Annotated in this window: 15 protein-coding genes and 1 riboswitch; of the genes, 9 read left to right on the top strand and 6 right to left on the bottom strand. The window is 74.7% G+C overall.

What is annotated here, in order from left to right; all coding sequences use genetic code 11:
- The first annotated feature begins 65 nt into the window (after window positions 1–65).
- Together ACIA5A_RS03155 and fabF are read left to right on the top strand one after the other, a co-directional pair.
- On the top strand, window positions 66–305 hold the full coding sequence (locus tag ACIA5A_RS03155; RefSeq protein WP_007072348.1) for an acyl carrier protein: 240 nt from the start codon (window positions 66–68) through the stop codon (window positions 303–305).
- Window positions 306–307: 2 nt separating this feature from the next.
- Window positions 308–1,534, top strand: coding sequence for a beta-ketoacyl-ACP synthase II (fabF, locus tag ACIA5A_RS03150; protein WP_396755888.1), 1,227 nt, complete (start codon window positions 308–310; stop codon window positions 1,532–1,534).
- Window positions 1,535–1,595: 61 nt separating this feature from the next.
- Here the strand turns inward: fabF and ACIA5A_RS03145 are convergent, their stop codons facing one another.
- From ACIA5A_RS03145 to ACIA5A_RS03135, 3 genes are all read right to left on the bottom strand, one after another.
- A complete protein-coding gene (locus ACIA5A_RS03145; protein ID WP_396755886.1) occupies window positions 1,596–1,817 on the bottom strand; it encodes a hypothetical protein in 222 nt (73 codons plus the stop codon).
- A 109-nt stretch (window positions 1,818–1,926) separates the two neighbouring features.
- The gene (locus ACIA5A_RS03140; RefSeq protein WP_396755884.1) at window positions 1,927–3,645 is read right to left on the bottom strand and encodes a glycoside hydrolase family 3 protein; all 1,719 of its coding nucleotides are present in this window, start codon (window positions 3,643–3,645) and stop codon (window positions 1,927–1,929) included.
- A 34-nt stretch (window positions 3,646–3,679) separates the two neighbouring features.
- Window positions 3,680–4,171, bottom strand: a complete 492-nt coding sequence (locus ACIA5A_RS03135) for a DUF3145 domain-containing protein (protein ID WP_396755882.1) — start codon at window positions 4,169–4,171, stop codon at window positions 3,680–3,682.
- Window positions 4,172–4,499: 328 nt separating this feature from the next.
- Here ACIA5A_RS03135 and ACIA5A_RS03130 point away from each other — a divergent pair, with 328 nt between their 5' ends.
- Complete coding sequence (locus ACIA5A_RS03130; protein ID WP_396755880.1) at window positions 4,500–4,829, top strand: hypothetical protein; 330 nt, start codon at window positions 4,500–4,502, stop codon at window positions 4,827–4,829.
- 39 nt (window positions 4,830–4,868) lie between these two features.
- On the opposite strand, the gene ACIA5A_RS03125 is transcribed toward ACIA5A_RS03130, so the two are convergent.
- A complete protein-coding gene (locus tag ACIA5A_RS03125; protein WP_396755878.1) occupies window positions 4,869–5,504 on the bottom strand; it encodes a carbonic anhydrase in 636 nt (211 codons plus the stop codon).
- Between the two features lie 147 nt (window positions 5,505–5,651).
- On the opposite strand from ACIA5A_RS03125, the gene ACIA5A_RS03120 reads away from it, so the two are divergent.
- The 5 genes from ACIA5A_RS03120 to ACIA5A_RS03100 all read left to right on the top strand — a co-directional run bounded on the left by ACIA5A_RS03120 (window position 5,652) and on the right by ACIA5A_RS03100 (window position 11,996).
- Complete coding sequence (locus ACIA5A_RS03120; protein ID WP_396755876.1) at window positions 5,652–6,575, top strand: alpha/beta fold hydrolase; 924 nt, start codon at window positions 5,652–5,654, stop codon at window positions 6,573–6,575.
- Between the two features lie 113 nt (window positions 6,576–6,688).
- Window positions 6,689–8,806 carry a HelD family protein gene (locus ACIA5A_RS03115; RefSeq protein ID WP_396755874.1) on the top strand — a complete coding sequence of 706 codons (2,118 nt, stop codon included), beginning with the start codon at window positions 6,689–6,691 and terminating at the stop codon, window positions 8,804–8,806.
- Window positions 8,807–8,881: 75 nt separating this feature from the next.
- Complete coding sequence (locus tag ACIA5A_RS03110) at window positions 8,882–9,796, top strand: cation diffusion facilitator family transporter (protein WP_396755872.1); 915 nt, start codon at window positions 8,882–8,884, stop codon at window positions 9,794–9,796.
- A gap of 144 nt (window positions 9,797–9,940) precedes the next feature.
- Window positions 9,941–10,071: riboswitch (cyclic di-AMP (ydaO/yuaA leader) on the top strand.
- A gap of 5 nt (window positions 10,072–10,076) precedes the next feature.
- A complete protein-coding gene (locus tag ACIA5A_RS03105; RefSeq protein ID WP_396755870.1) occupies window positions 10,077–11,168 on the top strand; it encodes a coiled-coil domain-containing protein in 1,092 nt (363 codons plus the stop codon).
- 252 nt (window positions 11,169–11,420) lie between these two features.
- Complete coding sequence (locus ACIA5A_RS03100; protein ID WP_396755868.1) at window positions 11,421–11,996, top strand: hypothetical protein; 576 nt, start codon at window positions 11,421–11,423, stop codon at window positions 11,994–11,996.
- On the opposite strand, the gene ACIA5A_RS03095 is transcribed toward ACIA5A_RS03100, so the two are convergent.
- Both ACIA5A_RS03095 and ACIA5A_RS03090 read right to left on the bottom strand, forming a co-directional pair.
- Window positions 11,890–12,402 (bottom strand): SRPBCC family protein, encoded by a 513-nt coding sequence (locus ACIA5A_RS03095; protein WP_396755866.1) that lies wholly within the window; start codon window positions 12,400–12,402, stop codon window positions 11,890–11,892. The genes ACIA5A_RS03100 and ACIA5A_RS03095 overlap by 107 nt on opposite strands.
- A gap of 79 nt (window positions 12,403–12,481) precedes the next feature.
- Complete coding sequence (locus ACIA5A_RS03090; protein WP_181569741.1) at window positions 12,482–12,841, bottom strand: STAS domain-containing protein; 360 nt, start codon at window positions 12,839–12,841, stop codon at window positions 12,482–12,484.
- A 425-nt stretch (window positions 12,842–13,266) separates the two neighbouring features.
- Here ACIA5A_RS03090 and ACIA5A_RS03085 point away from each other — a divergent pair, with 425 nt between their 5' ends.
- Window positions 13,267–13,671, top strand: a complete 405-nt coding sequence (locus tag ACIA5A_RS03085; protein ID WP_396755863.1) for a hypothetical protein — start codon at window positions 13,267–13,269, stop codon at window positions 13,669–13,671.
- Window positions 13,672–13,867 lie beyond the last annotated feature (196 nt).

Here is a 13,867-nt window from a genome sequence, read left to right as displayed (position 1 = left end):
CTCCAGGTGCGGTGGTCGGCGTCGCCGGCCACCGAGAGAACCCCCGATGAGAGGAACCAACCGCAATGACCCGTGACGAGATCACCGCCGGCCTCGCCGAGATCCTCGAAGAGGTTGCCGGCGTGAACCCGGACGACGTGGCCGAGGGGAAGTCCTTCACCGACGACCTCGACGTCGACTCGCTCTCCATGGTGGAGGTCGTGGTGGCGGCCGAGGAGAAGTTCGGCGTCAAGATCCCGGACAACGAGGTGCAGAACCTGAAGACCGTCGGGGACGCGGTCAGCTACATCGAGGCGCAGTCCTGATCATGAGTCGCCCCGACGTCGTCGTCACCGGGCTCGGCGCGACGACCCCGCTCGGCGGGGACGTCGCGTCGACCTGGGACGCCATGCTCGCCGGCCGCTCCGGGGTGAGTGCGCTCACCCAGGAGTGGGCCGCGCAACTGCCCGTCCGGATCGCCGCCCAGCTCGCGGTGGACCCGTCCGAGGTGCTGGACCGGGTGAAGCTGCGCCGGCTGGACCGCTCGCAGGCGATCGCCCTGATCGCCGCGCGGGAGGCGTGGGCGGACGCCGGCCTGACCGAGCCCGGGGTCGACCCGGAGCGGCTGGCGGTCAGCGTCGGCTCGGGCATCGGCGGCGCCACCACCCTGCTCGCCCAGGACGACATCCTGGAGGCGTCCGGCCCGCGGCGGGTCTCCCCGCACACGGTGCCGATGCTGATGCCGAACGGCCCGGCCGCCTGGGTCGGGTTGGAGTTGGGCGCGAAGGCCGGCGTGCACTCGGTGGCCAGCGCCTGCGCGACCGGCGCGGAGGCGATCGCGCTGGGCCTGGACATCATCCGCTCCGGCCGCGCCGACGTGGTGGTGGCCGGCGGCACCGAGGCGGTCATCCACCCGCTGCCGATCGCCGGCTTCGCCTCGATGCGGGCCATGTCGACCCGCAACGACGAGCCGGAGAAGGCCTCCCGGCCGTGGGACAAGGCCCGCGACGGCTTCGTGCTGGGCGAGGGCGCGGGCCTGCTGGTCCTGGAGCGTGCCGACCACGCCGCCGCCCGGGGCGCGCGGGTCTACGCGCGGCTGGCCGGCGCCGGGATCACCTCCGACGCGTACGACATGGTGCAGCCGCACGCCGAGGGTGAGGGCGCGATCCGGGCCATCGCCAAGGCGGTCGCCGACTCGGACGTGGCCCGCACCGACATCGTGCACGTCAACGCGCACGCCACCTCCACGCCGGTGGGCGACATGCTGGAGATCGGCGCGCTGCACCAGGCGATCGGTGACCACCCGCTGCTCACCGCCACCAAGTCGATGACCGGTCACCTGCTCGGCGCGGCCGGCGCGCTGGAGTCGATCGCCACCATCCTGGCGATCCGCGACGGCGTGGTGCCGCCGACGATCAACCTGGACGACCCGGACGACGGGCTCAACCTGGACGTGGCCGCGCACAAGGCCCGGCACCTGGAGATCCCGGCCGCGTTGAACAACGCGTTCGGCTTCGGCGGCCACAACGTGGCGCTGGTCTTCACCCGCCCCTGAGGCGGGTAAGGAGGGGCCCCCTTTTAACGGACGTCTGTTAGAAGGGGGCCCCTCCTAACGGTCAGCCACGGTTGCGGGGGTGCTGGCGGGCGGTCCGCTCGTTGCCGTGCCGGTAGTTGCCGGTCCAGCGGGCCATCACCAACTGCGGGTCGTCGTCCACCTCGGCCAGGAACTGCGCGGCCCGACCACCGCGCAACGTGCCCGCCGCCCGCCCGTGGTGCGTGATCACCACGGTGCCGTCGGCGCGTGCCACGTAGCGGAACCCCTGCGCTGCCTCTCCCATGGGCGCTGACCCTGCCACCCGGGCACCCGGCACCGCACCCGGGTTTCCCCGCGCGGGGTGTCAAGCGGGGCCCCCTCCTCTACCGCAGGCGTTAACCGGGGGCCCCTCCTTACACCTTGCAGGTGGTGGCGGGGAGGCCGGGGACCGGGACCGGGGCGCGGCCGGTGGGGCGGGCCTTGCCGGCCAGCACCGCGGCCAGCGCGGTCATCGACGCCCGGGTGGACGAGTAGGTCGCCAGCACCGTCGGCGACTTCGCCCCGGACAGCACGTACGGCGTGTCCATGGCCACCGTCACGGCCGCGTCGGCGCGCAGGTCCTTCGCGCCGTCGCCGTACCCGACCAGGTGCACCACGGTGCCGCCGGAGGACACCACCTTGACCCCGGCCGCGGTCAGCGCCTCGGTCAGCAGCGCCCGGGTGCGGTCCCGGCCGCCGGAGGAGGTGACCCGCACCGGGCCGGCCACCGCGCCCCCGCACGAGCCGCGCAGCACGGTGACCGCGGCGGCGGCCAGGTCGGCGGCGGCCTTGCGGTGCTCGGCCGTGTCCAGCGTCGACAGGGCCGGCTGCGGGTGCCCGGCCAGCCGGAACTTCATGGTGAGCACCCGGGTGACCGCCTCGACCAGGCGGGCCCGGGGCAGGGAGCCGTCCTTGAGCGCGGCGCGCAGCCCGTCGTACGCCTGGCTCACGTTCGGGGTCATCAGGATGAGGTCGTTGCCGGCGTTGAGCGCGCGGACCGCCGCCTCGCCCGGCGACCACTTCTTGGCCGGCGGCATGTTCATCCCGTCGGTGATCACCACGCCCTGGAAGCCGAGCTGGCCGCGGAGCACGTCGGTGAGCAGCTTGCGGGAGAACGTGGCCGGGGTGCCCGGGTCGACCGCCTTGACGTCGAGGTGCGCGGACATCACCGCCATCGCGCCGGCGTCGATCCCGGCCCGGAAGGGCGGGAACGCGGTGCGGTCCAGCACGGCCCGGGACTGCCCGACGACAGGAAGCTCGGCGTGCGAGTCGGCGGCGGTCAGGCCGTGCCCGGGGAAGTGCTTCACCGCGGCGCCGACGCCCTCGGCCTGCAGGCCGCGTACCGCGCCGGCCACCTGCGGGGACGCGGTGGCCGGGGTGGCCCCGAAGGACCGCGAGCCGATCACCGTGCTGCGGGTGGCCAGCACGTCGGCGACCGGCGCGAAGTCCAGGTTGACGCCCATCGCGGCCAGTTCCGCCCCGGCGGCCCGCCAGGCGGCCTCGGTCAGCGCCGGGTTCCCGGCCGCGCCGGCGGCGAGCGGGCTGGGCAACTGGGTCACCCCGTCGGTGATCCGGGTGACCACGCCGTACTCCTGGTCGGTGCCGACCAGGAAGGGCGCGGCGCCGGCGGGCAGCTTCCCGGCGGCGTCGCGCAGCCCGTCGGTCAGCTCCCGGACCTGCTTCGGGCTGTCGACGTTCGTGGTCTCCTGGTTGCCCGAGGTCGGGTCGTCGGCGCTGAAGCCGACCAGGATGACGCCGCCGAGGCGATATCTGGCCACCATCTCGGCGGGGGTGTCGACGCCGGCCAGGGCCCGGTTGCCGGCGGCCGAGCCGGCGGAGACCTTGGTGGCCGAGCTGCCGTAGGCGTACGGCATCAGCACCTGCCCGACCAGGTCCTCGTCGGAGAGCGTGGCGACCAGCGCCGCCGCCCGGGCGGCCGGGTCGGCGGTGGTGGGCGTCGGCGACGAGGGCGCGGAGGGCGCCGGCTTCGACGGGGCCGGGCGGGGCCGGTCCGGCCCGTCCGAGCAGCCGGAGACGACCAGCGCGGTCAGTGCGGCGAGCGCGACGGCGGAGCGCCGCGGGGAAATCGACACGGGTCCCACCGTATCGGGGCAACTCGCCCCGCCGTCACCCCACCCGGGTGAGCAGTGTCACCGGGGCGCCGTCACCGGCGTACCGGTAGGGCTCCAACTCGGCGTCCCAGGCGGTGCCGAGCGCCTTGTCCAGCGCGTGCGCCAGCGCCTCCGGGGCGCGGGCGGCGGCCATCAGGGTGCGCAGCCGGTCCTCGCCGAGCTGGATGTCGCCGGCCGCGCCGACGGTGGCCCGGAACAGCCCCCGTCCCGGGACGTACATGAAGCGCTCGCCGTCGACGCCGGAACTGGGTTCCTCGGTCACCTCGAAACGGATCATGGGCCACTGCCGGAGGGCAGCAGCCAGCTCGGCACCCGTCCCCGGGCTGCCGGTCCAGCCGCACTCGGCGCGGCGGGCGCCGTGGTCGACGGGCTGCGCCGTCCAGTGCAGGTTGACCGGCGCGGCGAGGACGCGCGCGATCGCCCACTCGACGTGCGAGCACACGGCGAGCGGGGTCGAGTGGACGTATACGACGCCACGCGTTGGCACGGTGACCTCCCGGTGAGCCGAGGTGCGTCTTCCCCTACGACCTCGTCACCCGAGTGGCCTCTGGCACACATGATGACGGCTGTGACAGGTGGTGCGCCAGCGAATCGGAAAATTCGCCGGGGTCGGGCGGCCGGAAATAGCCGGGCGGCCGACCCGGTTGTGTCCCGGTGACGGCGCGACCACCAGCCAGGTGTCGCGGTCGTGTACAGTTCTCTGGGCGGTTGTGTGCCGCCGCACAATCTTCGCGGGCCGGCATCCACCCGGGTGTCACCCGCATCAGCCCCCGGACGTTTCCCGTCCCCACCGTACGTCTGCAAGGAGTACCTCCGTGGCGAGCAACACCTCTAAGACCGCGCGCGCGTCAGTCCGGGCCGGCCAGGCTGGCCAGGGTGGCGCCCTCAGCGTGCTGGGCGAGTTCAAGTACCTGATCCCGCTCAACGGCGGCAAGCACGCCTACGTGCGCAACCTGACCAACGGCAAGACCGCGCACCTGCGCACCGACTCCGACGCCTTCGTCGAGGAGATCCGCACGCTGGCCGCCGCCGGCCACGCCGCCAAGATCCGCGCCGAGATCAACGGCCTGGCCGCGGCCCACCCGGAGCACGGCTGGGACGCGACCGAGAAGCGTCTCGTCGAGGCCGGCGTCTTCGAGGGCTGAGCGCCCGCACCCGCACCACCCAGGACCGCCCGTCGGGGATCACCCCGGCGGGCGGTCCTGCGTCTCCTCCTCCGCCAGCACCGTGACCTCGCTGGTGGCCAGTTCGTAGAGCGCGCCCACCACGGCCAGCTCACCGGCCGCCACCGGGCCGGCGAGCAGATCGTCGGCGCGCAGCGCGGCCACGGTCCGCCGTACGTGCCGGCGGATCGCCAGCGGATGCACGGCCGGGTCGTGCACGCCCACCTCGACCACCGCCGGCGCGATCCGGTCCACCACGTAGGCCAGCGCCCCGTCGGGCCGCCGCCCGGTGCGCAGCGCGTCGACGGTCGAGGCGACCGCGCCGCAGCGCTCGTGGCCCAGCACCATCACCAGGCGTACGCCGAGCTGCCCGACCACGTACTCGATCGAGCCGCAGACCGCCCGGTCCAGCACGTGCGCGCCGGTACGGATCACGCAGATCGAGCCGAACGTCTGGTCGAAGATCGCCTCCAGCGGCACCCGGGAGTCGATGCAGCCCAGCACCACCGCGTACGGCTGCTGGTCGCCGGAGGCCACCGCCGCGGCGGCGCCGACGTCGTGCCCGTGCAGCGGCTGGCCGCTGACGAAGCGGCGGTTGCCGGTGAGCAGCTCGGCCAGGGCGGCCCGGGGGCTGCGGGCGGCGGGCGTGGTCGGCATGCCCCCAGCCTGGTCACCGATCCGAACCGGCGCGGGTGGACGGCGAATCTTCTCACCGTCCCGGTTGCCGTGGTGTCATGGCGGGTAACGCCGGTGTCACCGCCGGGTCACTCCGGTGACGCACCGGACGGCCCCGGGAGGTGGACCATGGAACTGAGGCTTCCCGACGACGTACGCCTGCACGTCACGGTGACCGGCCCGGCCGACGCCGAGGTCACGGTGATCCTGCTGCACGGGTGGACACTTGACGGCCGCAGTTGGCACCGCCAGCTCGCCGACCTGCGGGAGCGCTTCGGCGACCGGGCGCGGCTGGTCGCCTACGACGCGCGCGGGCACGGCCGGTCGAGCTGCCTGGCCCTGCCCGACGCCACCCTGGCCCAGCTCGGCGACGACCTGGCCGCGGTGGTCGACGAGTTCGCCCCGTCCGGCCCGGTCGTGCTTGTCGGGCACTCGATGGGCGGCATGACCGTGATGGAGTACGCGCACCGCCACCCGGACCGGTTCGCCGCCCGCACCGCCGGCCTGGTCTTCGTCTCGACCACCGCGGAGGGGCACACGCACACGGTCTACGGGCTGTCGCCGCGGATCGCCCGGTTGATCCGGCTGGCCGAGACCACCGGGGCCGGGGTGCTGGCCCGTTGCGGGGGCTGGCGGCCGCCGCGCCCGCTGCTGCGCGCGTTGCGTCCCAGCATCCGCTGGATGCTCTTCGGCGACCGCTGCGACCCGGCGGACATCCGGCTGGTCACCTCCGCGGTGGCGCGTGCCACGCTCCGCTCGATCGGCGGGTTCCGCGCCTCGATCGGCGCCCAGCACCGGCTGGAGACGCTCGCCGCGCTCGGCGGGCTGCCGGCCGCCGCGCTTGTCGGCGACCGGGACCGGCTGACGCCGCCGCCGTGCGCCGAGTCGATCGCGGCGGCGCTGCCCACGACCGAGCTGACGGTCTGCCCCGGCGCCGGGCACATGCTGATGATGGAACGCCCGGACGAGGTGAACGCCGCCGTGGCGGGCGTGGTGAGCCGGGTGCTGACCGGCGGACGGACGGCCGGGAAACGGGTGGGAACAGCCGGATAACGGGCAACCGGCACCGGTATGGGCCGGCGCGTGGCATGGCCCCGGCGCCCGGGTTGCCGGCGGCCCGTACCCTCATTCAGCCCGTTGCGCCGTCCGACCACAGGAGCACCGCGTTGACCGACCAGACCACGCTGGACCGGGAGATCGCCGCCGAGCAGCGGCACCTCGACCGGGTGTACGCCCGGCTGGCCGAGCTGCGCCGGTCCGCGGCCGACGCCGAGCGGGAGGGGTACCAGCTCGCCCGGGTCGGCACGTTCGGCGCGCTGGTCGAGCGGGACGCGATGGTCTTCCACGCCGCCCAGCGCCGGCACGTGCTGGACGCCGAGCACGAGGGACTGGTCTTCGGCCGGCTGGACCTGCGGACCGGGCAGGTGCTGCACGTGGGCCGCCTCGGCGTGCGCGCCGACGACGCGGAGACGCTCGTGGTGGACTGGCGGGCGCCGGCCGCCGCGGCGTTCTACCAGGCCACACCGGCCGAGCCGCGGGGCGTGGTGCGCCGGCGCACGATCCAGTCCCACGCCGAGAAGGTCACCCGGATCGAGGACGACCTGCTGGACCCGGAGGCCGCCCCGCCGGACATGGCGGTGGTCGGCGACGGCGCGCTGCTGGCCACGCTGTCCCGGGCGACCGGCCGGGGCATGCGCGACATCGTGGCGACCATCCAGCGGGAGCAGGACGAGGCGATCCGCTCCCCCGGCAACGGCGTCACGATCGTCTCCGGCGGCCCGGGGACCGGCAAGACGGCGGTGGCGCTGCACCGGGCCGCGTACCTGCTCTATTCGGACCGGGCCCGGTACGCCGGCGGCGGCATCCTGGTGGTCGGGCCGTCCGGCGTGTTCGTCGAGTACATCGCGTCGGTGCTGCCGTCGCTCGGCGAGGAGACCGCCACCCTGCACTCGCTCGGCTCGCTCTTCCCGGGCCTGTCCGCGACCCGGACGGACCCGCCGGAGGTGGCGGCGGTGAAGGGCTCGCTGCGGATGCGCCGGGTGCTGGAGCGCGCGGTCCGCGACGCGGTGCCGGACTCCCCGGCGGAGCTGCGCCTGCTCTACCGTGGCGAGCTGCTGCGGCTGGACCGGCCGGCGCTGGACGCGGTGCGGGACCGGACGCTGACCCGGGGCGCGCGCCGCAACGAGGTGCGCCGGGCGGCGTTCGACGCGGTGCTCGCCGCGCTCTACGCGCAGGCCCGCACGCTGCGGGTGGGGCGGCTGCCGGAGCAGCCGGCGTTTGAGGACGAGATCATCGAGCGGCCGGAGTTCCGCGAGTTCCTCAAGGCGTGGTGGCCCCGGCTGCACCCGCGCCACGTGCTGGGCTGGCTGGCGCGGCCGGAGCGGCTGCGCCGGTACGCCGGCGGGGTGCTCTCCTCGGCCGAGATCCGGCTGCTCGCCGACGCGTACCGGACGCTCGACGCGGACGGGCTGACGGTGGCCGACATCGCGCTGCTGGACGAACTGGACGCGTTGCTCGGCACGCCGGTGCGCCGGGCGAAGCCGAAGCGGGACCCCTACCAGCTCGCCGGCGGCGTGCGCGAGCTGAGCACGTACGCCGATCGGCAGCGGGCCGCGCGGGCGGCGGCCCGGGAGCGCCCGGCGGACTACCGCGACTACGCCCACGTGGTGGTGGACGAGTCGCAGGACGTCTCGCCGATGCAGTGGCGGATGGTGGGGCGGCGCGGGCGGCTGGCGTCCTGGACGGTGGTCGGCGACCCGGCGCAGACCGCGTGGACCGGCGACCCGCAGGAGCTGGACCGGGCCCGGGACCAGGCGTTGGGGCGGCGTCGCCGGCACCGTTACGAGCTGACCACCAACTACCGCAACTCGGCGGAGATCTTCGCGGTGGCGGCGGCGGAGATCCGCCGGTTGTACCCGGACCTGGCCTTGCCGGACGCGGTGCGCTCCACCGGCGTGCCGCCGGTCCAGCGCTCCGTGGCGGCCGCCGAGCTGCCTTCGGCCACGGTCGAGGCGGCCCGGACGCTGCTGGCCGAGGTGGAGGGCACGGTCGGGGTGATCACGCCGGTGCCGCGCCGGGACGAGGTGGCCGGCTGGCTGGGCGCGCTGGGCGGCGGCCGGCTCCAGGTGGTGACCAGCCTGCAGGCCAAGGGCATGGAGTACGACGGCGTGGTGCTCGTCGCGCCGGGCGAGATCCGGGCCGACCCGGGTTCCGGGGTGCGGACGCTCTACGTGGCGCTGTCCCGGGCCACCCAGCGCCTGACCACGCTCGATCCGGTGGGGTGACCCCGCCTCACTTGCATACATAGCGATGTGAGCATAGATTGGTCCTGGCGGAGACACGGGGCGGAGGGTGTGTGCGTGGGCGCAGGTCATGACCACAGCGGCGTGGTGGCCAACGCGGCGCACCGCCACCGAGGGCGACTCTGGGCCGCCTTCGCGCTGCTCAGCGCGCTGATGCTGGTGGAGGCGGTGGCCGCCTTCACGACCGGCTCGCTGGCCCTGCTCTCCGACGCCGGGCACATGTTCACCGACGTGCTCGGCATCGGCATGGCGCTCGCCGCGATCAGCGCCACCCGGCGCGCCCGCACCGACCCGCAGCGCACGTTCGGGCTCTACCGGCTGGAGGTGCTCGCGGCGCTGGCCAACGCGGTGCTGCTCGGCGCCGTCGCGATCTACGTGCTGATCGAGGCGGTCCGCCGGTTCGGCGAACCGCCGGAGGTGCTCGCCGGGCCGATGCTCGTGGTCGCCGTGCTCGGCCTGCTCGCCAACATCGCCGCGTTCGCGCTGCTGCGCTCCGGCGCGCAGGAGAGCATCAACCTGCGCGGGGCCTACCTGGAGGTGCTCGGCGACCTGCTCGGCTCGCTCGGCGTGATCGGCGCGGCGGTGGTCATCGCGCTCACCGACTGGTGGTGGGCCGACCCGCTGGTCGCGGTGGCGATCGGCCTGTTCATCCTGCCGCGCACCTGGCGGCTCGGCCGCGCCGCCGTACGCATCCTGGTGCAGGCCGCGCCGGAGCACCTCCAGGTGACCGCGGTGCACGACCGACTGGCCGCGGTGCCCGGCGTGGCGGAGGTGCACGACCTGCACGTCTGGACGCTCACCTCGGGCATGGACGTGGCCTCGGCGCACCTGGCGATCGACCAGGGCGCCGAGGTCGCCACCGTGCTGGCCGCGGCCCGGGCCGCCCTGCACGAGGACTTCTCGATCGACCACGCCACGTTGCAGATCGAGCCCGGAGCGTCAGCGGGGGCGTGCGGTCCGACCGAGTGGTAATTAGGACAGGCTTAAATCGTTGTGGTTATTGTTCTCTTATGCCGGTTTTGCCCGGTTGCCGGCGCCGGCTCGCGGCGCCGGCTCCGGGCAGCGCCGGTAGGCTCGGTCGCGGCCGCACCACGGGCACCACTCCGGCGCCCGTCGGCACGGCCGGCGCCTAATCGCCCGCAGGGCGAGCCGGGGAACCAGGTACGTGGGGTGCATCCGCGTCAGCGGTAGGGATCTTCCGTCCCGAACCCGTCAGCTAACCCGGTCGGCGGTTGACGGAAGGACACGTTGAATGCCCACAGTGGCACCTGTACGACGGACGGCCGCCCGGTTGGCGGCCCTGCTCGTCGCGATGCTGGCCCTCGGCGTCGTGACCGTGCCGGTCTCCCCCGCCGCGGCGGCGCGGGCGGCTTCCCCGACCGGCCTGCTCGTCGCCGCACCCGGCGACGACGACGAGGGCGGCACCCCCGCGCTGCGCGACCAGCTCGACGCGGCAAGCAAGGGTTGGCTCGACGCCAAGGCCGCGTTGAGCCGCTCGGTGACCCGGCAGAAGCAGCTCAACGACCGGCTCAAGACCATCGACGTGGAGCTGGCCGAGCGCGACGCCAAGGTCGGCGAGATCGCCGGGGTGGCGTACCGCACCGGTCGGATGGGCACCGCCGCGGCGCTGCTCGCCAGCCGGACGCCGGAGGGCTTCATGGACCGGGCCGCGGCGCTGGAGACGGTCGCCGCGCACGAGGACCGGACGCTGCGCGACCTGATCACCACCCGGGACGAGGCGATCCGCACCCGCACCGCGCTCGACGGCGAGATCCTGGAGCAGCGCAAGCAGGTCACGCTCATGGGCAAGCGCAAGGAGCAGGCCGAGCGGGCGCTGGAGGTGGCGAACCGGCGCAGCTCCACCACCCGCGACAGCGACGACGGCGGCAGCACCCGGGGCACGTCCTCGGCGAACGCGACACCCGCCAAGCGCAACTCCGACGGGTCGTGGCCGGCGGAGTCGTGCAGCGTCAACGACCCGACGCCGGCCAGCGGCTGCATCACCCCGCGCACGCTGCACGCGTTGCAGCAGGCCAAGGCCGCCGGCTTCACCCGGTACGTCTCCTGCCACCGGCCCAGCGGCTCGGGCGAGCACCCGAAGGGGCGGGCCTGCGACTTCGCGGCGCAGAAGGACGGCTTCGGAGGGGTCGCCAGCGGCGGCGACAGGACGTACGGCAACAACCTGTCCGCGTACTTCATCCGCAACGCGGACCCGCTCGCCGTGCTCTACGTGATCTGGTTCAAGCGGATCTGGCTGCCCAGCAGCGGCTGGAAGTCCTACAGCGGCGGCAACGGCGACCCGTCCAGCGACCACACCAACCACGTGCACCTGTCGGTCTACTAGCGCTCTACGCTCCACGACGTACCCCGGATGTCGTCGCGGGGGGCCCCCCGGGGGGGGCGCGCGCCCCGGGGGGGGGGGGGGGGGGGGGCGAGAAACCCCCCCCCCCCCCCCCCCGGCCCCCCCCCCCCCCCGCCCCCAAACCCACACCCGGTGCGCTGTGGTGCTTCCCCGCCCGCCCCCCCCCCCCCCCCCCCCCGGGGGGGGGGGGGCCCCCCCCCCCGGGCCCCCCCCCCGATCCGGTGGGATCGGGGCATGAGACGACTCTCCCCCGCCGGCCGCAAGGCGCTGCTCACCGCGCACCTGGTCACCTCGCTGGGCTGGCTCGGCGCCGACCTCACGCTGCTCGCGCTCGGCCTGGCCGGGCTGCGCGGCGCCGACCCCGAGGTGGTCTACCCGGCGGCGGCGCTGCTTGTCACCTGGCTGTTCGCGCCGCTGAGCGTGGCGGTCTGGCTGGTCGGCACGGCCAGCGCGCTGCTCACCCCGTGGGGTCTGCTGCGCTGGCGCTGGGTGCTGGTGAAGTTCGCGCTCACCACCGTCATGCTCGGCCTGGTGCTGCTCCTGCTGACCCCCCGGATCCGGCACCTCGGCGTGCTCGCCGGGGCCGCCGACGCGCACCTGCGGGTCGACCTGGTGGTGGCGCCGGCCGTCTCCACCACCCTGCTGCTGATCGCCACCGTGCTGTCCACCCACAAGCCGTGGGGACGGATCGAGCGGGACCCGGTCAGGCCGGGCGGCCCTCGAGCGTCGCGCCGAGGCGGGCGGCCAGGCCCAGGTGAGCCGCCCGAGCCTGGCGGAACGCGTAGCCGAGCAGCGGCGCGGGCGCGGTGAGGGTGATCTCCACGTCGATCCGCACCACGCCGTCGGGCTCGTCACGCAGGCGGGTGTGGTTGCGCACCGTCGTCGCCGGTTGCTGCCGAGCGACGGTGACCACCTCGTCCTCGTTGGCGATCAGCACGTCCGCCTGGTAGGTGATCGGGAAGTGCAGCGGACCCAGCTCCAGCCGGTCGGTGATCGCATAGCTGGCGAGCGCGCCCGGCCGGGGCGGCAACTGCCGGACCCGCACGATCAACGGATGGAGTTCGCCCTGTCGGCTCAGGTCACCGAGCAGGGCCACCGCGTCCGCCCGGCGGCACCGGGCCTGCACGGTGTAGCTGAAGCTGTCGCTGCTCTGCAACCGGTCCCCCTCGCCGTCGTGGGTCCGGACGATCGTCCCGTACCGGGGCCGGGCTGGCAACGGGTCGAAGGTCCCCCGGCCGGCGAGGTGCCGGACGGCCCGTCGGCGACGGTCTCCGTGGCCGGGCGAGGGTCGGCGCTCAGGCGCCGGGGAGCACCTCGGGGACGTCGTCGGCGAACCAGGGCTCGGGCGCGCCGAAGAGGCCGAGCAGGCCGGTCACCCAGAGCTGCCGGTGCACGAACCGGCTCGGCTCGGTGACCACCAGCTTGACGCCGCTGACCTCGCAGGTCTGGAAGCCGGCCACCATGGCGCTGATGCCGACGGAGTCGATGAACGTCACGAGCCGCATGTTGAGCTCGATCCGGGCGGGGCGCCCCTTGGCGAGCACCTCGGCGATCGCCTCCCGGACCTCGTATGCGGTGTCGACGTCGATCTCCCCTCGGGGCGCGATCTGGACGACACCACCCGGACGCATCGACTTCACGATCGACAGGCTCACGCGAGCACCTCCACTCGCCCCAACGGGCGCCTCATCAGTACGCGGGCCGCGACCGAGAGTATTCCTCCAACGGCCCCGGTCGCCACCCCCCGGGATGAGCAATTCGCGGACTGGGCACACCTGGGCGAGCCCAATCCGGACCTCCGGGTTCCGAATTCCCCTGCGACGCGGACCACGACCAGCCGAACGACCGAGCCGGGCCGACCGATCCGCCGACCCAGGGTAGCGGGCGCACGCACGTCACGGGGAACACCCACCCTTCGGCGCGTTCGGGTGATTCATGCCGTTATGTCCGTCCAGCCGCGCCGCCTCCCCGGGGTTTGGCGCGGCGGCGGGTGGGGCACTGCCCTCGGGGAGTGAACCCGCCGGATGAACACCGGAGTCCGAAGTGGCCGCCGGGCTTCGGCACCCGAGGAGGTAGAACGATGTTCGGATCCAGCCTGATCGACCGCCGCAGCAAGCCCGAGCGGGTCGCGGACCAGGCGTGGCAGCACCTGCTCGCCGCGGCCGGCTCCGCCGGTGACAGTGTGCGCGACGTCACCCGCACGGCCCGCCGCAGCTCCTCCGGCCTCGCCGACGACGCCACCGACCTGGTCGGCTCCGCCGCCGAGGAGGCGCGCCGGCGGGCCAGCCTCGCCTTCGACGCGCTCGCCGGTCGCCGGCCCGCGCTGCCCTGGACGCTGCTGATCGCCGCGGCCCTGGCCGGCGCCGCCATCGGCTGGGCCGCCGGCACCGCCGCCCGCGCCGCCGGCAGCCGGGAGCGCGGCGCCGACGAGATCGAGTTCGTGGACGTGGACCGGCCGAACTCCCCGGCCGGCCTGGACGGCTGACCGAACGGCTCGGACGAAGAGCGGTGGGCGCCCCCCGGATTTGGGGGGGGGGCCCCCCCGCGGGGGGGGGGTCGCGGCCGCCGGGGCCCCGGGGGCCCCCCCCGCCGGGGGGCCCCCCCCGGGCCCCACTCCGGCAGGGAGGCAGGTCTAGCGGGGCGGTGCGTACTCGGGTTCGGTCTCCGGCGGCGGTTCCTCG

The organism is Micromonospora sp. NPDC051300 (genome assembly GCF_044455315.1).
GTDB lineage: Bacteria > Actinomycetota > Actinomycetes > Mycobacteriales > Micromonosporaceae > Micromonospora > Micromonospora robiginosa.
Note: the sequence above shows the minus strand (reverse complement) of the source record. Positions and strands in the feature narration are given on the sequence as shown.